The organism is Spongiivirga citrea (genome assembly GCF_010671565.1).
GTDB classification, from domain to species: domain Bacteria; phylum Bacteroidota; class Bacteroidia; order Flavobacteriales; family Flavobacteriaceae; genus Spongiivirga; species Spongiivirga citrea.
Genome location: NZ_JAABOQ010000001.1, coordinates 486,049 through 508,331, shown reverse-complemented (window position 1 = coordinate 508,331; position 22,283 = coordinate 486,049). Strand labels below are relative to the sequence as shown.

Here is a 22,283-nt window from a genome sequence, read left to right as displayed (position 1 = left end):
AAATTACGCCCTTTTCGATCATACAATCGTTTTTGGTTGTTTTTATTATTCTTGATAACCAATATAAAAAGCGGAATTATTAAAAGTGCCCACCACATAAGTCAAATCGTTTTAATAAATATAGGTTTTTTAAAGACGGATAACAAAATGCTGTTTTTGTTGTTCTTTTCTTTTGAATAGGAGGCTTATTTTGTAAAAATCAATACTAGCAGTGATGTCCTCATTTTTTTGATGTGTTTTCCATGCTCGAATCGATTTTCTTTTTCGATACACGTCGACCAACGCAATGCAAACATCGTTTTTTAAAGAGGGTAAAACTTCTTCAACAAGCGCCCGCATATTTTTCGGTTTAAAAATGATAATAAAGTCAGTCTCGTTTGAAATACTATCTAAATCTCCCCATTTATAGTCCTTTTCAATAAGAATAGGCATGCGCTTTAAATCACCATCTGTAGCAATTGTTTGCACATTGAAATATGAAGCTAGACTGCGTAACATTTGAACTTCAGTAGTTCGATAGATACGGCCTCTATTACAATCCCATTTAAAACATTTAGTAATTAGATCATACACAAAAGGGGAGTGTACACCGTGTTTATTTGTTGATCGTAATAAGAATTTATAGTATTGATAGGTACGCGAATTAAACATTAACAGGTTTTTTTCGCTGCAGCTTACTTAATTCTACATACCGTTCTTTAACCCCAAGCGCATTTAGATAACAAATAATATAACCTCTTTTTCCATCTAAAATTCCCAATCGAAATATGTAGTGATTTATAAACTTATAGGCTGGTTTTATAATCCTATGGAACAGTGTTGGCGTTTTTCCTTTGTTATAGAGTTCTTTTGCTCTTAATCGACCATAGCTTAACATCTTGTGTTTATAAGATTCATAATCAGAATAGGAATAATGAATAAGCTTATGTTTTAGTTTACCAATACTTCCATCTACTTTTAAAGTTTCATGCACTAAACGTTCTGCCACATAAGATGCTTTTTCTTTTTTAAAAAGCCTGAATATTTTATCGGTTTGCCAACCGCTAAAATGCAATGGTTTGTTGCAAAACATAAACTTTCTGTAAAAAAAGTAGGCATCATTGGCATCTGGCTTTGCAATCGTTTCGATGATTTCTTTTTCGAGTTTAGGTGTTACCCGTTCATCAGCATCGATAAACAATATCCAATCGTTTGCCGCTTGCTCTATTGCATAATTTCGTTGTGATGTATAATCATCAAAAACACGTTGATACAATTTAATTTCGGGTCGCTTTTTAATTTCTTCGACCGTTCCATCGGTACTAAACGAATCAACCACTACGATTTCATCAGCAAAAGATAAATTATCCAATACATCAGTAATATGGTCAATCTCATTATATACAATGAGTAATGCGGAAAGTTTCTGTTTACTCAATAAGGGATTATTAGTTGTTTGAAAAATAATACAGAATCCGGTCGTTTATTCTATAAAAATAAGAATTCCTTAAACAGCTACATCGTATTCGCGCAAAGCATCGTTTAATGATGTCTTTTTGTTAGTACTTTCTTTGCGTTTTCCGATGATCAATGCACAAGGCACATTATAATCTCCCGCTGGAAATTTCTTGGTATAGCTACCAGGAATAACGACAGATCGTGCAGGAACTAAGCCCTTTCTTTCAACAGGTTTATCACCCGTAACATCAATGATTTTGGTCGATGCGGTAAGCACAACATTCGCTCCTAGTACGGCTTCGGTTTCTATACGCACCCCCTCAACAACGATACAACGTGAACCGATAAATGCATTATCTTCAATAATAACAGGTGCAGCTTGTAAAGGTTCTAACACACCACCAATACCGACACCTCCACTAAGGTGAACATTCTTACCAATTTGAGCACAACTACCAACAGTCGCCCAAGTGTCTACCATAGTGCCTTCATCAACGTACGCACCAATATTGACATAACTAGGCATCATGATTACACCGCTAGAGATATAAGCACCATGTCTTGCAACGGCATTAGGCACTACTCGAATTCCTTTTTCTTGGTAACCTGATTTTAATGGAATTTTATCATGATATTCAAAAATACCCGCCTCCAAGGTTTCCATTTTTTGAATCGGAAAATAAAGCACAACAGCTTTCTTAACCCATTCGTTTACTTGCCAGCCATTGGCAGTAGGTTCTGCTACTCGAAGTGTTCCTGCGTCCAGCAGCGAAACGACTTCTCTAATAGCGTTAATTGTTGTAGTATCAGTAAGCATGCTGCGGTCGTCCCATGCTTTTTCTATGATTGATTGTAATTCGGTCATTAATTGGATATTTTGCGCAAATATAACTGCATTAGTTGGATTGTTAAAGTGGGAAAAAAGTTAGAATAATCTTAAAAGTGCCGTTTGTAACGTAGTTCTTTAGAACGGTGATTTTTATAACGAGCAAATCAGGAATTTGAATCTAGAATTTGTAATTCATAATTCTGAATTAATAAAAACGTATAATCGAAGCTAAAATCCTATTTTTGCCAAAATTTTTGGAATGTCCCGCATTTTGGCAATAGATTATGGAGTGAAGAGAACTGGTATTGCGGTAACAGATGAGTTACAGCTAATAGCTAGCGGGTTGACTACTGTAAACACCAAAGAATTATTGCCTTTTTTGAAACAGTATGTGCTTGACGAATCTGTTGAATTATTTGTGATAGGAGAGCCTAAGCAAATGAATAATACTGCTTCGGAAAGTGAGGTTCATATTCAGGAGTTTATTAAAAAACTAACTGAGGCATTACCCGAAATTAAAATTGCTAGAGTAGATGAGCGATTTACATCTAAAATGGCATTTCAAACCATGATTGATAGTGGTTTAAAAAAGAAACAAAGACAAAACAAGGCGTTGGTTGATGAGATTAGTGCAACGATAATTTTACAATCGTATTTAGAAAGCAACTCCTCATCAATTAACTGATAACTGTATAAGAATGATATTACCTATAGTAGCATACGGCGATCCTGTTTTAAGGAAAATGGCTGCTGATATTGATCAAGAATATCCAAAATTAAATGAGCTTATCGATAATATGTGGGAAACCATGTATGGAGCTTCCGGGGTAGGTTTGGCTGCACCTCAAATTGGGTTGGCTATAAGACTATTCGTAATAGATGCCTCTCCATTTGCTGATGATGAAGAATTGACGGAAGAAGATCGCAAACAACTAGCTGATTTTAAACAAGTATTTATCAATCCAGTGATCGAAGAAGAAACTGGCGATGAATGGCCTTTTAACGAAGGTTGTTTAAGCATTCCAGATGTGCGCGAAGACGTTTCAAGAAATGAGTATATCAAGATCACCTATCTGGACGAAAATTTTAAGGAGCATACCCAGGAGTATTCAGGTATTGCGGCTCGTGTTATTCAACATGAATACGATCATATTGAAGGTATTTTATTTACCGATAAACTTTCTGCTTTAAAGAAGCGTTTACTTAAAGGTAAATTGAGTAATATATCGAAAGGAAAAATTAAAGTTGATTATAGAATGCGTTTCCCCGCTGCAAAAAAAGGCAGATAAACGCTAGATTTATTATATAATAGAACAAATGGCATTAGATAAAATATTAAGTATTACTGGAAAACCTGGATTATTTGAATTAAAAACCCAGACGCGAACCGGTTTTGTAGCAGAGTCATTATTAGACGGAAAACGAATCACCGTTGGAATGCGAAGCAATGTAAGTTTGCTAAGTGAGATTGCAATTTATACTTACAGTGAAGAAGTTCCACTTCGCGAAGTATTCCAAAAAATAATGGACAAGGAAGATGGTAATTCAACTTCAGTTAAGCACAAAGACGACAAAAAGAAGTTAGAAGCTTACTTTAGTGAAGTCCTACCGGAATATGATGAGGACCAAGTCTATACTAGCGATATTAAGAAGGTAATACAGTGGTACAACTTGTTGCAGTCTAAAGGTATGATGGACTTTTCTGAGCCGGAAGAAGAGGAGAAGACTGAAGAAGAGACGAAATAGTAAAAGGTTGGATCCAAGATTGGCTTAAGATGATAATGAGCTACCTTCTCTCGAGGGAAGGGCTTGGGATGGGTGTTTTACTAATCGAGTTTAATTGAGCAAACACCCCTCTAAATCTCCCCCTCAAGGGGAGACATTGTTTTAATATACGAATACTTTAATATTATCTCATGAACTCAAGGCAAGCACAACTTAAAGCCATTGATCGACTGCTCACCATTATGGACGAGCTGCGTGAGCAATGCCCTTGGGATAAAAAGCAAACAATGGAAAGTCTTCGACATCTTACAATCGAAGAGACTTACGAGTTGGGCGACGCCATTTTAGACAATGATCTCGAAGAGGTCAAAAAGGAGTTAGGTGACTTGCTATTGCATATTGTGTTTTACGCAAGAATAGGCAGTGAAACTAAAGACTTCGATATCGCTGATGTTGCCGAAAGTATTTCAGAAAAACTAATTAGTCGTCACCCACATATTTATGGCGATGTTGAGGTTGCAGATGAAGAAGATGTAAAACGCAACTGGGAAAACCTGAAGTTAAAGGAAGGGAAGAAAAGCGTTTTAGAAGGTGTACCTAGAAGCTTGCCTGCCTTGGTAAAAGCCAATCGAATTCAAGATAAAGTAGCTGGTGTGGGTTTTGACTGGGAAGCACCCGAACAAGTATGGGAAAAGCTTGAAGAAGAGCTTTCTGAATTTCAACACGAGGTAAAAGCTGGGAATAAAGAAAAAATGGAAGCTGAGTTTGGAGACGTCTTGTTCTCCATGATTAATTACGCACGTTTTTTGGACATCAACCCGGAAAATGCATTAGAGCGTACCAATAAAAAATTCAGTAAGCGTTTTCAATATCTTGAGTCAAAAGCAAAATCACTTAACAAGGATTTAAAGGACATGACATTAGCCGAAATGGATGTTTTTTGGGAAGAGGCGAAGAGACTTTAGCGACCTTGATCAATAATTTCTCAGTTTCAAATCTCCCTCAAATGCTTCAACTTCGCTTTCCAGATCTCAAGTTCTTGTCTGTGTTTTTCGATGTTTTTATGTACGTCTTTTACTAGTGGATTATCAGAATTACTATTCGCGAAAAACTGTAAATTGTTTTCTAACTGGTGCATTTTACCGGTTATATCGGTAATTTTTTTACGTACAAAATTGCGTTCGTTTTCGATCTTACGACTATCATTACTTCCAGATAGGGCACTAACTTTATTGCTATATTTAATGAGCTCCGCTTCAGTTGGGTCTAGTCCTAGTTTTTTGAAAATACCATCGAGCGCTTTGTTAAATGTATCCTCAATATTCTTTTTATTGAACGGAACACGTCCTATACCTTTCCATTCATCAATATGCTGTTTTACTAGAGCCAGATCTTCCTCTTTGTTACCAGAAAATTCAATAGCTTTCATTTTATCTAGAAAAGCCTTTTTGGTTTCTAAGTTGGCAACCTCCTGTTCGCTAGCCTTATTTTTAGAAGCGTGAAGTCTATCAAAATAGTGATTACAGGCGTCCTTAAATTCCTTCCAGATTTTGTCACTATGTTTTCTTGGTACGTGACCGATGCGTTTCCACTCACTTTGAATTTTTTTCATAAGTGGTGTGGTCATGTCAAAATCTTCACTATCCTTATTAGCTTGCGCCGTTTTTACAAGATCTAACTTCTTATTTAGGTTGACTTGTTGGTCTTTCTTTAGGTCCTTGTAAAAAGCATTTTTATTTCGGTTAAAAGATCGTACCGCCTCCTTAAAAGCAGCCCAGGTTTTCTCGTTTACTTTTAATGGAACTTTTCCAGCATTAAAGAATGACTCTCGAAGTGACTCAATCTCCTTTATTTTTTTCTGCCAAATGTTATGGCTCGTTACTTTTTCGCTTGCCACCTCATTAATCTTGGCAATAATCTCATTTTTCCTGATGAGATTTTGCTCATAAATAGCGTCAATATTTTTTAAATATTCTTGACGTTTATCATGAATAACCTTGGTTGCTTTGCTAAATCGTTCCCAAATATCGTCTCTTAATTCTTTTGCAACTGGGCCGACCTCTTCCTTCCATAGTTTATGAAGTGATTGTAGTTTTCTAAAAGCCGTATTGGCATCATTTTCATCAGCTAATGCTTCCGCTTGAGCGATAATGTGTTCTTTTTCTTCAAGATTTCGTTTAAAATCTAAGTCACGCAGATCTCGGTTTAAATGTAAAAAGTCATAAAACCTTTCAATATGATGGTGATAGGTTTTCCAAACGTTGTTGTATTCTGCTCTTGGGATAGGACCTGCATAACGCCATTGGTCTTGTAAAGATTTGAAGTGTTTGTAGGTATCATTAATGTTTTCTTCAACATTTATGAGCCCTTTTAACTCTTCTATAATTGCCAGTCGCTTTTTTAAATTTTCCTTTAGGTTCTGCTCGAGATTCTGGTAATAAGCGTTCCTTTTGTCTTTATATTCACCGTAAACGGTATTGAAATCTGTCTTAACCGTAGAGGTATAGCGAAAATCAATAATATTACCGCCATCGGCTAAGAACTCTTCCTTTTTCTGTTCTATCAGTTCACCATATTTTTGATTGAACTCGGTTTTTATCTGATCGATATGGTCTTTGATTGCCTGTATCTTCTCATTTTTAACAAGCTTTCCAAATTCCTTTACCAAATTTTCCATGCTCATCGAGTGATAATCGAGCATAGGAATTTCATGTCGTTTGGTAGCAGATTCATCTTCTGAATCTTCCGCGACATTCTCTTCTAATTCATCAACTGCTTGTTGTGTTTCATTTGTCGACTCTTCAGCTTTTGAGTCATCATCTGTTTGCTCGGCTTCGGGTGTTGGTTCCTCAACTTTTACTTCATCAACATCAGTGGTATTCTCTTTGGTATCGGCTTTTACTTCTTCAGTTTTCTGGTCATCATTAACCTCTTCTGAAGTAGTAGGCTCTTGTTTTTCGTCTAACATTATTAAAATGTTTAAAGTTCATCATTGCTTTCAACATGAAAGATACTAACTTATCTTTTATATCCCTAATATTTTGGCAGGGTAGAAAGCTAAATGAAGAAACTAAAGATTTAAGGTTGAAACTTGACTACTGGTTCAATTATTCCAGATTTCCCAAGCTTTTTCGGCTTGAAATTCTAGCATTTTTAGTCCGTTGGTGATAACTGCACCTCGTTGTTCGCCATTGGTAAGGAACAAGGAACGTTTTGGGTTGTAAACCAAGTCGTATAGCAAGTGATTTTCAGAAATATATTCATATGGAATATTAGGGCATTCGTCTATTTTAGGAAAGGTACCTAATGGTGTACAGTTGATAATAATTTGATGTTGAGTGATGATCTTTTCATTTAGATCATCGTAAGAAAGGTTAGATTTAACTGGAGATCTTGAAACATACTTGTACTTAATGCCTAATTCTTTTAGGCTAAATGCAATAGCTTTAGAGGCGCCGCCAGTCCCCAATATCAATGCCTTTTTATGGTGTTTTTTGATGAAAGGCTCTATGGATTTTTTAAAGCCATAGCAGTCAGTATTGTACCCTTTTAATCCGCCATTTTTTAAAAATTTAATGGTGTTAACTGCACCTATTTTTTCTGCTTTTTTACTTAATTTATTTAGAAATGGAATTACCGATTCTTTATACGGAATCGTCACATTAAGACCTTTTAATTCAGGATAGTCTTTTAAAACTTGAGGCAAGGCTTCAATATCTTCAAGATCGAAATTATCATACCGATTAGCCGGTAATTTTAGTTGCTTGAACTTATTACTGAAATAAGCCTGAGAAAATGAATACGATATGTTTTTTCCGATGAGTCCGAAACGCATTGGTTGCAAATTGGTTTAGTTTTCTAATTTTTTCCTTTTTATTTGACCGTACCAATCTAACGATAAAACGATCAGGATGCCTAAGATCATGAAAAAAACAGCAATCCATGTTTCTATATCCGAAAGATCTGGTGCAAACCGATGATAGTTCAAAATTACTGGTTGACCTGACGAATCTAACATTAGTTCGCCAGTAGATTCTGTTCTAAAAATAGTTTCTTTCCATGGCCAGACCGTTCCTAAGCTTCCAGTTATAAACCCGATAATAACGGCAATGGTGATGTGTTTGAAGTTTTTCAACACGTAATTTAGTAGATGAGATAAGGTCACTAAACCGGTAAATGAACCACTTGCAAATACTACCAATACTTTTAAAAGACGCATGCGTTCAGAATTATCTGTAAATGAGAAATCACCAGCGACAATTTCGGATAGAGTGTCGTATAGCGCGTTCACGGAATCGACTAGCAGCAATACATAATTACCCAATAAAATTAGTAAAAACGATCCCGACAGTCCTGGTAATGTCATACCAGAAACACCAATTATTCCGCAAACAAAAACAAACAATAAATGATCATTTTCTTGAGCGGGGTCTAGAAAACTAATTGAAATTCCTATCGCCATCCCAATGATCAGTGATGTGATTGTTCGTTTAGTCCAATGTTTAAAATCTTTTGATATATAATAGATTGAACCCAGAATCATCCCGAAAAATGCCGACCAGACATAAAGTTCTTTCTGCTGAATGAAATAGTCTAATATCTTAGAAACGCTGAAATAGCTAATGAGCATTCCGAGAATGAGGAGGCCTAAAAACCTACCATTAATGTATCTAAAAAAGCTACTGAATCTGCCTGTAAATAGCAGCTTAAATGCCGTTTTATTGATGCGCTGTAAAGAATGGATGAATTCCTCATAAAAACCAGCTACAAAGGCCACAACACCGCCAGAAACTCCAGGAACTTTGTTTGCTGCACCCATTGCTAATCCTTTCAATACAAGAAAAATCTTGTCTTGTACAGATCTAGCAGGTTGCATTTGCATATTAGTTAGCGGATTGGTTAGCGATTTTTTCTAGAATAAAAATAGTTAAAAAACCTACGACCATGAGACCTACGGCAAATAGTATTTTCGGATCACCGTCAAAGGCTTGCGGACTTATGCTTTTTTGAAGTAGGGGAACAGTTTCTCCATGAGAATTGATACGTGTGCTTAGGGTTTCTTTCCAAGGCCAGATTTTGTTTAGTGACCCGATCATAAAACCGGTAAGTATGGCCAGAGTGAGATCTTTTTGCTTTTCGAACATCCACGTTAGTGCTTTAGAAAAAAGCTTTAAGCCAATAATACCGCCTAAAGCGAGGACTAAAAATCGGATAAACGCGCTACCAAATTTGTCCATATCACCTTCAAAAAGTCCTTCTCTTAAATTATTTATTGTCCCTAATGCCACTTCATAAGCGCCTAATAAAATAAGAATGAAAGAACCTGATATGCCGGGTAAGATCATTGCTATGACTGCAATAGCCCCACAAAAGAATAAGTAAAAGTTATTTTCAGAATCTCCTAAGGGTTCAGAAATTGTAATAAAATAAGATAGTACTAAGCCTACAATGCAAGCAAGAATGACTTTTACATCCCATTTTAATATTTGTTTTCCTACATAAATTGCACTCGCTACAATTAGACCAAAAAAGAAAGACCATAATAAAATAGGTTTATTTACCAATAGCCATTTCAATCCTTTTGCTAATGAAAATATACTGATAGCAATTCCTGTAAAAAGCGCTAGTAAAAAATTACCATTAATCGCTTGCCAAGTAGCTTTTAAACCGTTTTTACGAAGCCCTTTTAGTTTGGCTAGATCAATACCGTTAATAGACGATAGCAATTCCTCATAAATCCCAGAAATAAATGCTATAGTACCTCCTGAAACTCCCGGCACTACATCGGCCGCACCCATGGCAAGCCCCTTTAGGGTAATTATAAAATAGTCGCTAACCGATCTTGGCATAGAATTCGTTTTTAAGCTAGCAAATATAACTATTTATTAAGCGCTTAAAATGATGCTTTTTTGTAGGTAAGGATGATGCTTTTTAGCGATGCCTTATCGAATGTATTTGGAAACAATTCTTCAACAATATTCAAATATTCCGCATCAATAATCAAGGCGTTTTTTAAATAATATTGTGCTTTTGTGGTATTCGATAGCATCATATGAACGCCAGCTAGTCGATATTCGATTTCAGCATGCTCAGGGTAAAATTCAGCGGCCTGATACAAGGTTTGCACGGCAGAACTATATTCGCCTAGATGCAATAGAATATCGGTCCAGGAAATCCATGTAGAGAGTTCGTAATTGCCTAGCTCAATTGTTTTTTGATATGCGATGTCAGCTTCTTCGTAAAAGTGAAGTTTTTTATTCAGTTCGGCATTCCGTTTCCAATACATTACATTTTTGTCATCGATAGCGATGGCTTTATTGATGTAATCTAATGCCTTTGTATAATCCTTTTTACGATAATAAAAGTCTGTTATGGCAGTCCATCCTTTGTCTAAAAGTGGATCTTCATGAACGGTTTTATAATAAAAATCGACAGCCAGGGTGTCGTTTCCTAATTTTTCGTGGCATTGTCCCATTCGCAAATAGGCAAATGATGTAGGATCGTCTAAGTGAAGCGTGATCTCGTAATTTTCTATCGCTTCATTTAAGCGCCCAAGCTTTTCAAGTACCTTTCCTTTTTCAAAATAGGCTCCAATAAAGGTATCATCAGCAATTACCGCAAAATCGAATGCAGTAAGGGCTTCTTGATACATTTTCTTGGTATAGTATTGCTTTCCTAACTGATGCCATCCGACTTCACTGTAGGGATTACTATCTAAAAATATATTCAGATATTCTATGGCACCGTCATAATCTTCTAGGAATTCAAAGCAATAAATGACATTGTAAAGTGCAGCATAATCTTGTTGATCTATTTCAAGGCACTTCATGAAATATTCTTTTGATGCCTGATAATCTTCCACAAAAAGATATTCCATTCCTATTAATGAAAATACATCAGCTTCATCTTCAGCATAACTCAATGCCATTTTTAAAAGATCAATAGCCTTATAATGTTCATCTTTCTTAGAGTAGATATTGGCCTTTTGAATGTAGATTTCCTCATTTGAAGATTCTAAAGCGAATAATTCGTCTAGCAATTGTTCGGCCAGATCGAGCTTATTTTCAAATACCATTAATTCCACTTTTGCAAGCTTAAGATTAATGGCGTCGGGATGCTGTTCTAAACCTATTTTGATGGCCTTTTTTGCCAAGCCTATTTTACCAGTGTCAAGATAGTAGTGTATGATATCTTCAAATTCTAATGAATCAAAGAAAAAAACAGTGTTAGTTTTTAGCATGGACTCGAACTTCGATAAGGAAATGTTATGATCTTCGTTCGGACTAAATTGCATATGCGCTGGGTTAGGCTTTTCTACAATTATAAATGTAGTATTCAATACGCCTGTATCAGATTTCCGAATTCGTAGTTTTTAACAAATTAATTAACATGACCATTGAAAATAACCATTGTTGGTAACAAATGAAATGCCATAAATAGTAGGTTTTACAGCTTGTCAAGGGTGCTGAGAATTATCTGACAGCCTTCGATTATTTCATCATTGGAAATGGTTAAAGGAGGTGAAATACGCACTGCTTTTGGTTCAAAAAGCAACCAAAACAAGATTAGACCTTTGTCTTGACACTTTAAAATAAGTTGGTTTACTTGTTCTGGTGACTCTAAAATGAGTGCGAGCATTAAACCTTTACCTCTTATTTCTTTAATAAGTGGGTGTTTAAGTTTTTTGCGAATGAGTTGTTCTTTAATGATTGTTTCTTCAATTAAATTAGAAGAGGTAATTTCTTGTAGTGTTGCAAGCCCCGCTGCTGCAATTACAGGATGCCCACCAAAGGTTGTAATATGTCCTAGTTTGGGATTGTCTGAAAGGCTATCCATGATATCCTCTGAAGCGATGAATGCCCCAACTGGCATTCCACCAGCTAGTCCTTTTCCAATCACTAAAATATCCGGTATTATCCCATAATGTTCAAAACCAAAAAGAGTTCCAGTGCGTCCCATTCCAGGTTGAATTTCGTCAAGGACTAAAAGGGCACCTACTTCTTCACAACGTTCTTTGGCCTTTTTTAAATATCCAGGGAGAGGTTCAATAAATCCGGCACCCCCTTGAATAGTTTCTAGGAAGACGGCAGCTGTTTTTGTGCTTATTTTTTGAATATCATTCCAGCAATTAAAACGAATGTGTCCAATATCACCAACCATTGGTTGAAAGGGTGCTGTACGGTCCTTATGAGTCATTAAACTGAGTGCGCCGTACGAATTACCATGGTAGGCATTTTTTGCAGCTAGAATCTCCGTTCTGCCTGTAAAACGGCGCGCTAATTTCATAGCACCATCAATCGCTTCAGTACCACTATTTACCAAATAGGTTTTATTTAGATTATCTGGCAGTATTTCGGCGAGTAATTTTGAAAGATCGACTGCTGGTTGTTGCACATACTCGCCATAGACCATTACGTGCATATATTTATCTAGCTGATTTTTTATAGCAGCTATTACTTTTGGGTGCGAATGACCCAGACTACTGGCCGATACCCCGGCTACAAAATCGAGATATTTGTTTTGGTTGGTGTCGAATATATAAGAACCCTTGGCATGACTAATTTCCATCGCAAGTGGATGCGGGGTGGTCTGTGCTTGATATTTTAGGAAATCACTTTTCAATTTGAGTTGTCTCTAGCCTATGCTGTGGTGTTTTTCTCTTCAAAAGTCGATAAATTATCCTTAGCATTGCCATGCTTAAAATCGAAAAAAAGATTCCCATGCCAATTCTGTAGATAGATTGAGATATTAAATGGGTAATACAAGCTATAACAAAAATGACCGTAGCTGGAATAAAAACAATCAATTTTCTGCTAAGGTCTATGTTATTCTCTATTCTTATTTTTTCATTTGTCTTGACAAGAATCTCTTTTGATAATTCAAGACCACGTGCATTAAAGTGCTGAATGATTTGTGCGACTGACTCGCCATATTTTAGTCGATTTTTCACTTCGGTTGCTAAATCGTCTGTGGTCCTCTTACTACTTTGTTGAAGGGTTTTGAGCTCTAACCCTCTCTTTTGAAAGACGATTTCGGCATAAGCAATCGCTTCCTTTTTATAAAGGCCACGCTCTACGGTAAGCAGATTAAATAATGCTTCATCTGATCGTTGGTCAATAATATCTGAAAATGAAACATTTGCCATGTCGGACCTGATTATTTTTTCTTTTTCGGCTTACTTTTCTTTGGGATTTCTTCCTCTTCTTCACCGGGTAGTTCTAGATCGATATCAACCCGTTCTTCAAGACCTCTGATCTTAACTAGTTCTATATTATTATCGTCCTCATCGAAAATATCGTCTTTCTTTTTAATCCACTCATCTTCACGCCAAATAAAGCCTTTAAGCTTGCGTGCATTAGGTGGTAGGTCTGCTTCAGGATACATATCACCGTCGACATCAGTAAAAAATGTAATGTCAGTTATCTGATTTTCTTCCAGTATTAAATTGATTTTTGTGCTACAAATAGTTTTATCAATGCCAACCAATTCACCACTTTCTTCTCGCATATAATATACGATTTCGGTATTCTTTACAACATCGACATCTCTTAAAGCATTGTCGATAAATTTGCCATATAAATTTACTCCTTGAACTTGGTTAAAAGCATCGTTGCTCAAAGTGTCTTTTTGAACTATAAATGCGTTGTTAATAATCTTTAATGAGTCCAGTTTTTCTGTTTCCAGATTCGATAAAATATAGATAGAATCCCCAGTCATTTGACTTTCACCTGACCACATAATTGGATCTCTAATTAATTGAGTAATTCCCGTTTTGTTATCAACATGAATAGAGTCGGCTTTACCGCTCATATCCGATTTAAAAAATTTAGCATTATAGAAACCTCTTATAATACGATGATCAGGTTTTCCTGTAACCATTAAGGTGTCTGCATGAATATAAACGCTGTCCTTCTCAACAAGGTTAATGGCGACTGCTCTTTTAGTGATAAAAACGGAATCTTTTTCTTTGAATACCTCGGCATAATGACCGCGTACAATACCATCATTAATGGTATCGGTTACCTGAATATTGTTCGTTGCTGATGCGAATTTTCTAATATTATCAAAGTACAGACTGTCTCCTTCAATGATTCGATTATTGTAGTCGATTCTTGAATTTTTAATGAAATATCCATTGTCATTCGTAGTATCAAAAAAGCCGCGTTCGCAATAAATTTTGTACTCTTCTCCAGTTATAGTCGATGGACCATAGAGGTAAGCATTGCCAGCATCTGTATAATAATCGAGTTGTGCAGAATTCAATACATAGTCAGGATGGGTAATCACCACATCACTCACAAATTGATATTTTTTTTGAGCTAGAAAATAACGTCCTTTATCACTAGTCAAAACATTGGCAGAGTCCTTAACGGTGCCGAAACTTCGATAATACGCTACCTCACGTTCCCGATCGAAGTAAAGCGTATCCGTTTCTAAAGTTTGCTCTGGTGTGGTAAGTTTTACGTCAGTGTGAGATTTGGCGAGTTTAGTATTTCCGTTGTATTCAATATATCCACTTGTTTGTTTAATGGTATCGCCTTGTTGGAAAATAACTTGCCCCCAGGCCTTTAGATTGTTGCTTTTTTTATAAAATACTGCTCGATCACAAAATAACTCAGCACCTTCATGAACAAACTTTACCCGTTTGGTGGCATCTTTAGAAAAAATGCTTGCGCCTGGGAATTTATCTTCATCAACATCGAAGGAACCAGCATACTCAATCCTGATTTTGGCAGGTTCTTTTTCTTGGGCATTCATTGAGAATGCCAAAAGTGAGCAGAAGAGCATTAAAAGAAATGGGTGTTGTTTCATCTTATTTAAAACGGGTATTCGAATTCAAAAGTAATGAAAACAACCACCCATGCTAGGCGATTAGGAAATATTTAGCATTACTAGCGATACTTACCGATGAATTGTCTGCGTGCGATCAGGACCTACAGATACTATTTTAATAGGTACTTCTAATTCCTTTTCTAGAAAAGCGATATAGTCGTTTAGGGCATTTGGTAATTGATCTGCTGATGTCATTTTGGTAAGATCCTCAGCCCAACCTGCCATTTCGGTGTAGATCGGTTTTACGTTTTCTTCTTCAATATTATAAGGAAGGTGCTTGATCTTTTTACCTTTATATTCGTATGCAGTACATACTTTTAAGGTTTTAAAACCAGAAAGTACATCACCTTTCATCATCATTAGTTGGGTTACACCATTAACCTGAACGGCATATTTAAGTGCAACAAGATCTAACCAACCACAACGTCTAGGTCGACCTGTGGTAGCGCCAAATTCATTGCCGACTTTTGCCATCGTCTTCCCATCTTCATCAAAAAGTTCTGTTGGAAATGGTCCGCTACCTACACGAGTGGTGTACGCTTTGAAGATTCCAAATACCTCTTTAATGTGATTAGGTGCTACACCAAGTCCAGTACAAGCACCAGCTGCTGTAGTATTTGATGAAGTGACAAACGGGTATGTCCCGAAGTCAATATCTAATAAAGAACCTTGAGCTCCTTCGGCTAAAATGGTTTTGCCACTTTTCTCTGCTTGATGTATGTATTCTTCACTATCAATAAACTGTAGATTCTTAAGTATTTGAATCGCCGCAAAAAACTCTTCTTCTAATTCTTTAAGATCATATTGAATGTCGACATCGTAAAAGTCGATCATCGCTTCGTGCTTATTTGCTAGCGTACGATATCTTGTTTTCCAATCGCTCAACTCAAGGTCACCTACCCGAATTCCATTTCGACCAGTCTTGTCCATATAAGTCGGGCCAATACCTTTTAAAGTAGATCCTATTTTGGCCTTGCCTTTCGAGGCTTCGGATGCTGCATCTAACAATCGATGTGTTGGCAGAATAAGATGTGCTTTTCTAGAGATTAGTAACTTTTTTTGAATGTCGATATCAAACTTTTGCAAGTTGTCAAGCTCTTTCTTAAAAATTACGGGATCGATCACGACACCATTACCTACGAGGTTAATGGCGCTTTCATGAAAAATACCCGAGGGTATTGTATGAAGTACATGTTTTATTCCGTCAAATTCTAAAGTGTGTCCTGCGTTTGGACCTCCTTGAAAGCGTGCTATGATATTGTAATTTGCTGTAAGAACGTCAACAATTTTACCTTTTCCTTCATCTCCCCACTGTAATCCTAGTAGTAAATCTACCGCCATTATGTAGTCTGTTTGTTAGTCGATTTTTTAGTGCCGTAAAAGTATAAAGAATGATTGTGAATATCGATATCAAATATCTCTTCAATTGTTTTTTTTATGGTCTGAATTCTAGGATCGCAAAATTCTTTTACCTCGCCAGTGTCGGTTAGTATAATGTGATCGTGTTGCTTGTCGAAATACGATTTTTCGTAATGTGCTTGATTATGACCAAATTGGTGTTTTCTAACCAAATTACATTCCAATAATAGCTCGATCGTATTATACAATGTTGCACGACTAACACGATAGTTTTTATTTTTCATTTTGATATACAATGATTCAATGTCAAAATGCTCCTCACTATCATATATTTCTTGAAGAATAGCAAAACGCTCAGGAGTTTTACGATGGCTTTTATCCTCTAAAAACTTCGTAAATACGTTTTTTACAATTTCTTGATTTTTGTTTTCGACCATAATACGTGCACTAAGTGACAAATGTACATTATAATTACATAATTAAGATGTGTCTATATGCTAACTTAAACCTAATACCATTTTAACTTTGAGATAACCCTAATAAATTGTTTCTTTTTTAGCTATTCTTCGTTAAAAAATATAACCGTAACTAATGCTATGCTTAGATTTTTCGCCTTGAATAACTAAAAAATAATTCAATTTCTATACCTGTCATTTCAAAGTTAAAGTGGTATAACTTTTGAACAGGATTATTCACGGATTACTTTTTCTATACCTACTATTTTCTTAAGGTTTTGTGTTAGCTTTTTAAGTTCAGTATTCGATTTTACCACAACTGTTATTTTACCTGAAAATACACCATCATCAGATGTGAAGTTGATGTTTTTCATATTCACATGCATATTACTCGATATTACCTTGGTTACTTGATTTACTAAACCGAGGTCATCGATACCAGAAATTCTTAAAACTGCCGTATACTCTTGCTGCGAAGAATCGATCCATTTTGCTTGAATAATACGATAGGCATATTTTGATTGTAAGCCCAACGCATTCGGGCAATTCTTTTTATGAATTTTTATTCCATCGTTGACAGAAACAAAGCCAAAAACATCATCTCCGGGAATGGCATTGCAACAATTGCTTAATTTGTAACTCAGTTTTTCCTCTTCCTTACCAAAAACGAGCATGTCATATTTAGCAGTGATCTCTTCTTTGTCAATGTCCTGACTTTGGGTGCCACGGCGTATTCTGTTTTTAAAGAAATTTACGAAAGCATTATTTCTACTTGCAGCAAACTCTTTAATTTTCGTGTTATCTATGGTACCAATTCCCGCACGATAAAAAAGATCTAAACTAGTTTTTAACTTAAAAAATGTCACCATCTCATTAATCGACCTTTCATTTAAAGTGATCTTAAGTTGTTTTAGTTTACGTCGCAACAACTCCCTTCCTTCTGCTGCGATTTCTTTTTTCTCTGCATTTAGAACGCTTTTAATTTTTGAACGTGCTCTTGCGGTATGGGCATAATCTAGCCAATTCGAATTCGGTTTTTGATTTTTGGAGGTAATAATTTCTACTTGATCTCCACTATTTAGTGTATGACTTAATGGAACGAGCTTACCGTTTACTTTTGCACCTCGGGTTTGCATACCAACTTCCGTATGAATACTAAATGCAAAGTCTAGGGGAGTGGCTCCCTTCGGAAGTGATTTTAGTTCACCTTTTGGGGTGAATACAAAAATCTCTTTCGCATATAAATTAAGTTTGAATTCTTCTACAAAATCAACGGCATTTGATTCTGGATCCTCTAGCGCTTCTTGCAAACGATTTAGCCACTCGTCTAGGCCTTGTTCGTTTTGAGCACCTTGTTTATATTTAAAATGTGCGGCATAGCCTTTTTCGGCTATTTCATGCATACGTTCAGATCTTATTTGTACTTCGACCCACCGACCTTTAGGTCCCATTACGGTAATGTGTAATGCTTCATATCCAGTAGATTTTGGCGACGAGATCCAATCGCGAAGTCGCACGGGATTTGGTCTAAAGTGGTCTGTAACGATGGAGTAGATCTTCCAAGCCAGGAATTTTTCGTTAGCTCTATCAGATCGATATATGATTCTAATCGCAAACTTGTCATAGACTTCGTCAAAAGAGACATTTTGCTTGACCATTTTTTGCCGAATACTGAAAACGGATTTTGGTCTGCCTTTTATTTGATAGTTGAGCCCTTCACGCTCTAAGGAATCATGAATTACTGCAGTGAACGAATCGATATATTCCTGCTGCGCTTCTTTACTATCCTCCATTTTCCCGAGGATGTCCTTAAAAACATTGGGTTCTGTATATTTTAATCCGAGGTCCTCTAATTCAGTTTTAATATTGTAGAGCCCAATTCGGTGTGCTAAAGGTGCATATATATATAAGGTCTCTGATGCAATTTTTACCTGTTTATGCTCTGGCATAGATGCCATAGTTTGCATATTATGTAAACGGTCGGCTATTTTTATAATAATCACCCGAACGTCGTCGTGCAAAGTGAGAAGCATTTTTCTAAAGTTCTCTGCTTGCATCGATACATCTTTGTCTTTTTTAAGATGCGATATTTTGGTGAGTCCATCGACAATACGTGCCACCGTTTCACCAAACATATGTTCAATATCAGCTAGTGTATAGGGAGTATCTTCAACGACATCATGAAGTAAGGCCGCCGCGATTGAGGTAGCGTCCAAACCAATTTCGGAAGCAACAATTTTGGCCACTGCAATGGGATGGAAAATATATGCTTCGCCCGATTTACGGCGCTGCTCACTATGCGCATCAACAGCGATATCAAAAGCATTACGAATTAGTTTTTTATCAGCATCAGTTAAAGTCTGATAACTAATTCGGAGAAGCTCTTTATACTGTTTGGCAATTTCTTTGTTTTCTTTTTCAACATCAACTTCAACCATATATTAAATATAATGATTTTAGATGTACTACTTGCGATTTATTGAAGTGTAATAAGTGAAATGGGTGAAAGGCAAAAGTTAATGGATAAAAGGTGAATTTGCAGGATAAAATTTTGAATTGATTTATTAGTTCGAATCCAATACCGTTCGAAAATATTATGAGTTTCTCAAATTGCGAACTCGTTGTAATAAGGTCGGATGGGAGTAATTCATGAACACATAACTAGGATGTGGAGTGAGATTACTTAAGCTGTTTTTTGATAGTTTTTTAAGCGAAGTAATTAAAGGCTCAGGTTGATAAGTCTCTTTTGCATAATCGTCCGCTTGATATTCAAACATGCGAGAAACATAGTTCATTACAATTCCCGTAATTTCTGAAATCGGGCTATATAAAATACCAAATGCCACAAGACCTATATGAAAACTCGGAATACTTACCCCAAGAGCTTCTGATAATAATGGGCTATTAATGAATAGCGACAAAATGTAAAAAGTAAGGCCCGTTAACAAGGTAGAAATAACCATATTATAAATGATATGTCTCCTTTTATAATGACCTACTTCATGTGCAAGCACCGCGACAATTTCATCAGTATCTAAGTCATTGATTAAGGTGTCGTATAAAGTGATACGTTTTTCTCGACCAAATCCCGAAAAATAAGCATTCGCCTTTGTAGATCGCTTGCTGCCATCAATAACGAAAATGTTTTTCAGTTTAAATCCGACTTTTTTTGCATAATCAGATATGGCGGCTTTTAATTCACCATCTTCCAAAGGGGTTTGTTTGTTGAAAATTGGTACAACTAAGCGCGCATAAAACATATTCATAAATAAGCTGAATACTGTTACGAAAAGCCAGGTGTAAATCCAGAAATTTTCCTTGGTAAGCTGATAAAACCAAACTATCAATGCTAATATTCCGCCACCAATAAATGCCATAAGAAGCCAACCTTTTAATTTGTCAATTAAAAAGGTGGCTTTAGTCATTTTGTTAAAACCAAAACGCTCTTCAATAACAAAGGTGTGGTAGTAGTTAAACGGGGTGCTTATAATATCACTTGCAAACACTAAAATTCCGAAAAAAGTGAGGGCTATTACAATTTCATTATTTGAAAAACCTCTAGCAATCCCATCGACTATGGCGAACCCGTCAAAAAAGAAAAATAGTAACAGTCCAATAAAAGATATTGAAGAAACTATTAATGAAAAGCGGTAGTTTGTTTTTTTGTAACGCTGAGATTTTTCATATTCAGTCTGATCATAGACATCATTTATTTCTCCCGGTAAAGCGTCCTCGAAATGTTGGGCATTAACGGCATTAATCACTTTATCAATCAAAAAGTTGATGATAAGGATGCCAATAATCAAATAAAATAGATAGGTAGCAGTCATATCATATTGGGTAGGTTAGGTATAGCTAGTTGTTTGGGGGCGAGAGCTAACTTATTGAAAGTTACGCTGTCGCTTGGCTTCAAAGATAACAATAGCTGCCGAAACTGACACATTCATACTATCAATTTCTCCTTGCATCGGTATAATGATGTTTTTTTCGGTGTGTTGTAAGAATTCTTCACTTAATCCCGAAGCTTCTGTACCCACAACAATTGCGGTAGATTTCCTAAAATCAATCGTATGGTATGGTACTGAAGCAGTTAACGCTGCTCCATACATCGGGATTTGCTTTTCTTTTATAAAATTAATTACTTCAGCGGTGCTTGCAGTCGCAATTTGATTGGTAAATACGCAGCCAACACTCGAGCGTATAATATTCGGGTTATACAAGTCAGTTTTTGGGTTAGCTATTATGACCGCATCGATATTGGCAGCGTCCGCCGTGCGCAATAAGGCACCAATATTTCCAGGTTTTTCAGGTGCTTCTGCAATTAGTATTAAGGCATTTTCTTTTGGAATTGATAAGTTGCTTAAACTGTGTTCTTTGGATTTAGCAATAGCTAAAATACCCTCTGTACTTTCTCTGTAGGCTATTTTTTGATAGACCTCTTTTGATATTTCAATAAGTTCGACATCTTGTTTGTCAATTGCTTCAAATTCGTCTTCGTAGCTTAATTCTGGACAATAAAAAAGCGTTTCAAGCTGATAGTTACCCTTTTGCGCCAGTATTATCTCGCGACTTCCTTCAATAAGAAAGGTTCCCGTTTTTTTTCGTGTCCGAGATTTTTCTTTTAAAGTTACCACCTCTTTAATGGTGGAATTTTGTAGGCTTTCTATCCGTTTGATCATATTATTAAATAATATCACAAAATAACGGTATTTTACCGTAATGCATTGGTGTATATTTCGACTTAATTGCGGTTAGCAATTAAATAATAACGAACCAATTAATTAGCACCACATGAAAAATACCATTTTAGTAGCGGCTTTGCTATTGATGTTTACCGCCTGTAAACAAGAGCAAAAGGAATCTTCAACAGTTGAAACTGCAGTCGCGGAAAAAGTAAAACCTTCAAAAGTCTATCCAGCCGATGTAGCTGCGATTTTTAATGCTCATGGTGGACTTGAAACATGGAAAAAAATGAATTCTATGTCTTTTGAGATCGTAAAAGAAGATGGGAATGAAAAACAGACCATTGACCTGAAAAGCAGAAATGATTTAATCGAAACACCATCACATACGATTGGCTTTGACGGCACAAAGTCCTGGTTGTTAGAAAAAGAAGCAGGAACCTATAAAGGGAACGCTCGTTTTTACCATAATTTGATGTTTTACTTTTATGCCATGCCTTTTGTATTGGCAGATGATGGGATTAATTTTGAAAAAGCTGATCCTATTACTTTTGAAGAAAAGATTTATCCAGGAATTAAGGTCTCCTATAATGCCCATATAGGTGATTCACCAAATGACAATTACTTTCTGTACTATGATGAAGCTACTAAGCAAATGCAATGGTTAGGTTATACGGTTACTTTTGGGAAAGACGATACCAGCACAAATGTTAAATACATCCGATATAGTGATTGGGGAGATCATGGTGGACTAATTTTACCAAATTCTATGACTTGGCATAAAGTTGAAGAAGGAGCTATAAAAGAAGCCGTTTCTACAAGAACGTTTGCGAATATTAATGTTTCAAAAGAAACTGTTGATGCGAAAATTTTTGAAGTTCCAGAAGGAGCTGTTGTTCCTGAGCAGTAGCATAATCAATAGGAATAAAAAACAAAAAGCCCTGACATAATCATCAGGGCTTT

21 protein-coding genes are annotated in these 22,283 nt (G+C 36.2%); 5 read left to right on the top strand and 16 right to left on the bottom strand.

Annotation, left to right across the window (positions count from 1 at the left end):
• Nucleotides 1-129: 129 nt before the first annotated feature.
• The 3 genes from GWK10_RS02265 to GWK10_RS02255 all read right to left on the bottom strand — a co-directional run bounded on the left by GWK10_RS02265 (nucleotide 130) and on the right by GWK10_RS02255 (nucleotide 2,302).
• A complete protein-coding gene (locus GWK10_RS02265; RefSeq protein ID WP_164029272.1) occupies nucleotides 130-651 on the bottom strand; it encodes a hypothetical protein in 522 nt (173 codons plus the stop codon).
• Nucleotides 644-1,417 carry a glycosyltransferase family 2 protein gene (locus GWK10_RS02260; RefSeq protein ID WP_204263073.1) on the bottom strand — a complete coding sequence of 258 codons (774 nt, stop codon included), beginning with the start codon at nucleotides 1,415-1,417 and terminating at the stop codon, nucleotides 644-646. Before GWK10_RS02260 ends, GWK10_RS02265 begins: the two co-directional genes overlap by 8 nt.
• Nucleotides 1,418-1,486: 69 nt before the next feature.
• On the bottom strand, nucleotides 1,487-2,302 hold the full coding sequence (locus tag GWK10_RS02255) for a 2,3,4,5-tetrahydropyridine-2,6-dicarboxylate N-succinyltransferase (RefSeq protein WP_164029271.1): 816 nt from the start codon (nucleotides 2,300-2,302) through the stop codon (nucleotides 1,487-1,489).
• 223 nt (nucleotides 2,303-2,525) lie between these two features.
• Here GWK10_RS02255 and ruvX point away from each other — a divergent pair, with 223 nt between their 5' ends.
• The 4 genes from ruvX (at nucleotide 2,526) to mazG (ending at nucleotide 4,956) form a co-directional block, all read left to right on the top strand.
• Nucleotides 2,526-2,951, top strand: coding sequence for a Holliday junction resolvase RuvX (gene ruvX, locus GWK10_RS02250; RefSeq protein WP_164029270.1), 426 nt, complete (start codon nucleotides 2,526-2,528; stop codon nucleotides 2,949-2,951).
• A gap of 13 nt (nucleotides 2,952-2,964) precedes the next feature.
• Complete coding sequence (gene def, locus GWK10_RS02245; RefSeq protein WP_164029269.1) at nucleotides 2,965-3,555, top strand: peptide deformylase; 591 nt, start codon at nucleotides 2,965-2,967, stop codon at nucleotides 3,553-3,555.
• Between the two features lie 28 nt (nucleotides 3,556-3,583).
• Nucleotides 3,584-4,012, top strand: a complete 429-nt coding sequence (locus GWK10_RS02240) for a DUF5606 family protein (protein ID WP_164029268.1) — start codon at nucleotides 3,584-3,586, stop codon at nucleotides 4,010-4,012.
• A 170-nt stretch (nucleotides 4,013-4,182) separates the two neighbouring features.
• A complete protein-coding gene (gene mazG, locus GWK10_RS02235) occupies nucleotides 4,183-4,956 on the top strand; it encodes a nucleoside triphosphate pyrophosphohydrolase (protein WP_164029267.1) in 774 nt (257 codons plus the stop codon).
• 26 nt (nucleotides 4,957-4,982) lie between these two features.
• Here mazG and GWK10_RS02230 read toward each other — a convergent pair whose 3' ends face one another.
• The 13 genes from GWK10_RS02230 to GWK10_RS02170 form a co-directional block, all read right to left on the bottom strand.
• Nucleotides 4,983-6,959, bottom strand: a complete 1,977-nt coding sequence (locus GWK10_RS02230) for a DUF349 domain-containing protein (RefSeq protein WP_164029266.1) — start codon at nucleotides 6,957-6,959, stop codon at nucleotides 4,983-4,985.
• A gap of 135 nt (nucleotides 6,960-7,094) precedes the next feature.
• Complete coding sequence (locus GWK10_RS02225; protein WP_164029265.1) at nucleotides 7,095-7,826, bottom strand: shikimate dehydrogenase family protein; 732 nt, start codon at nucleotides 7,824-7,826, stop codon at nucleotides 7,095-7,097.
• Between the two features lie 15 nt (nucleotides 7,827-7,841).
• Nucleotides 7,842-8,867 carry a DUF368 domain-containing protein gene (locus GWK10_RS02220; RefSeq protein ID WP_164029264.1) on the bottom strand — a complete coding sequence of 342 codons (1,026 nt, stop codon included), beginning with the start codon at nucleotides 8,865-8,867 and terminating at the stop codon, nucleotides 7,842-7,844.
• Between the two features lie 7 nt (nucleotides 8,868-8,874).
• Nucleotides 8,875-9,840, bottom strand: a complete 966-nt coding sequence (locus GWK10_RS02215) for a DUF368 domain-containing protein (RefSeq protein WP_164029263.1) — start codon at nucleotides 9,838-9,840, stop codon at nucleotides 8,875-8,877.
• 44 nt (nucleotides 9,841-9,884) lie between these two features.
• Complete coding sequence (locus tag GWK10_RS02210) at nucleotides 9,885-11,285, bottom strand: tetratricopeptide repeat protein (protein ID WP_164029547.1); 1,401 nt, start codon at nucleotides 11,283-11,285, stop codon at nucleotides 9,885-9,887.
• Between the two features lie 152 nt (nucleotides 11,286-11,437).
• Complete coding sequence (locus tag GWK10_RS02205; protein ID WP_164029262.1) at nucleotides 11,438-12,613, bottom strand: aspartate aminotransferase family protein; 1,176 nt, start codon at nucleotides 12,611-12,613, stop codon at nucleotides 11,438-11,440.
• Nucleotides 12,603-13,136 carry a hypothetical protein gene (locus GWK10_RS02200; RefSeq protein WP_164029261.1) on the bottom strand — a complete coding sequence of 178 codons (534 nt, stop codon included), beginning with the start codon at nucleotides 13,134-13,136 and terminating at the stop codon, nucleotides 12,603-12,605. The genes GWK10_RS02205 and GWK10_RS02200 overlap by 11 nt, the downstream gene beginning before the upstream one ends.
• Before the next feature lie 11 nt (nucleotides 13,137-13,147).
• The gene (locus GWK10_RS02195; protein ID WP_164029260.1) at nucleotides 13,148-14,803 is read right to left on the bottom strand and encodes an OstA-like protein; all 1,656 of its coding nucleotides are present in this window, start codon (nucleotides 14,801-14,803) and stop codon (nucleotides 13,148-13,150) included.
• 90 nt (nucleotides 14,804-14,893) lie between these two features.
• The gene (locus GWK10_RS02190) at nucleotides 14,894-16,165 is read right to left on the bottom strand and encodes an adenylosuccinate synthase (RefSeq protein WP_164029259.1); all 1,272 of its coding nucleotides are present in this window, start codon (nucleotides 16,163-16,165) and stop codon (nucleotides 14,894-14,896) included.
• Nucleotides 16,165-16,620, bottom strand: a complete 456-nt coding sequence (locus GWK10_RS02185) for a Fur family transcriptional regulator (RefSeq protein WP_164029258.1) — start codon at nucleotides 16,618-16,620, stop codon at nucleotides 16,165-16,167. Before GWK10_RS02185 ends, GWK10_RS02190 begins: the two co-directional genes overlap by 1 nt.
• Before the next feature lie 251 nt (nucleotides 16,621-16,871).
• Nucleotides 16,872-19,076 (bottom strand): RelA/SpoT family protein, encoded by a 2,205-nt coding sequence (locus tag GWK10_RS02180; RefSeq protein ID WP_164029257.1) that lies wholly within the window; start codon nucleotides 19,074-19,076, stop codon nucleotides 16,872-16,874.
• 156 nt (nucleotides 19,077-19,232) lie between these two features.
• A complete protein-coding gene (locus tag GWK10_RS02175) occupies nucleotides 19,233-20,468 on the bottom strand; it encodes a M48 family metallopeptidase (RefSeq protein ID WP_164029256.1) in 1,236 nt (411 codons plus the stop codon).
• A 51-nt stretch (nucleotides 20,469-20,519) separates the two neighbouring features.
• Complete coding sequence (locus GWK10_RS02170) at nucleotides 20,520-21,317, bottom strand: TrmH family RNA methyltransferase (RefSeq protein ID WP_164029255.1); 798 nt, start codon at nucleotides 21,315-21,317, stop codon at nucleotides 20,520-20,522.
• 112 nt (nucleotides 21,318-21,429) lie between these two features.
• Between GWK10_RS02170 and GWK10_RS02165 the strand changes: the two genes are divergently transcribed.
• Nucleotides 21,430-22,230, top strand: coding sequence for a DUF6503 family protein (locus tag GWK10_RS02165; protein ID WP_164029254.1), 801 nt, complete (start codon nucleotides 21,430-21,432; stop codon nucleotides 22,228-22,230).
• Nucleotides 22,231-22,283 lie beyond the last annotated feature (53 nt).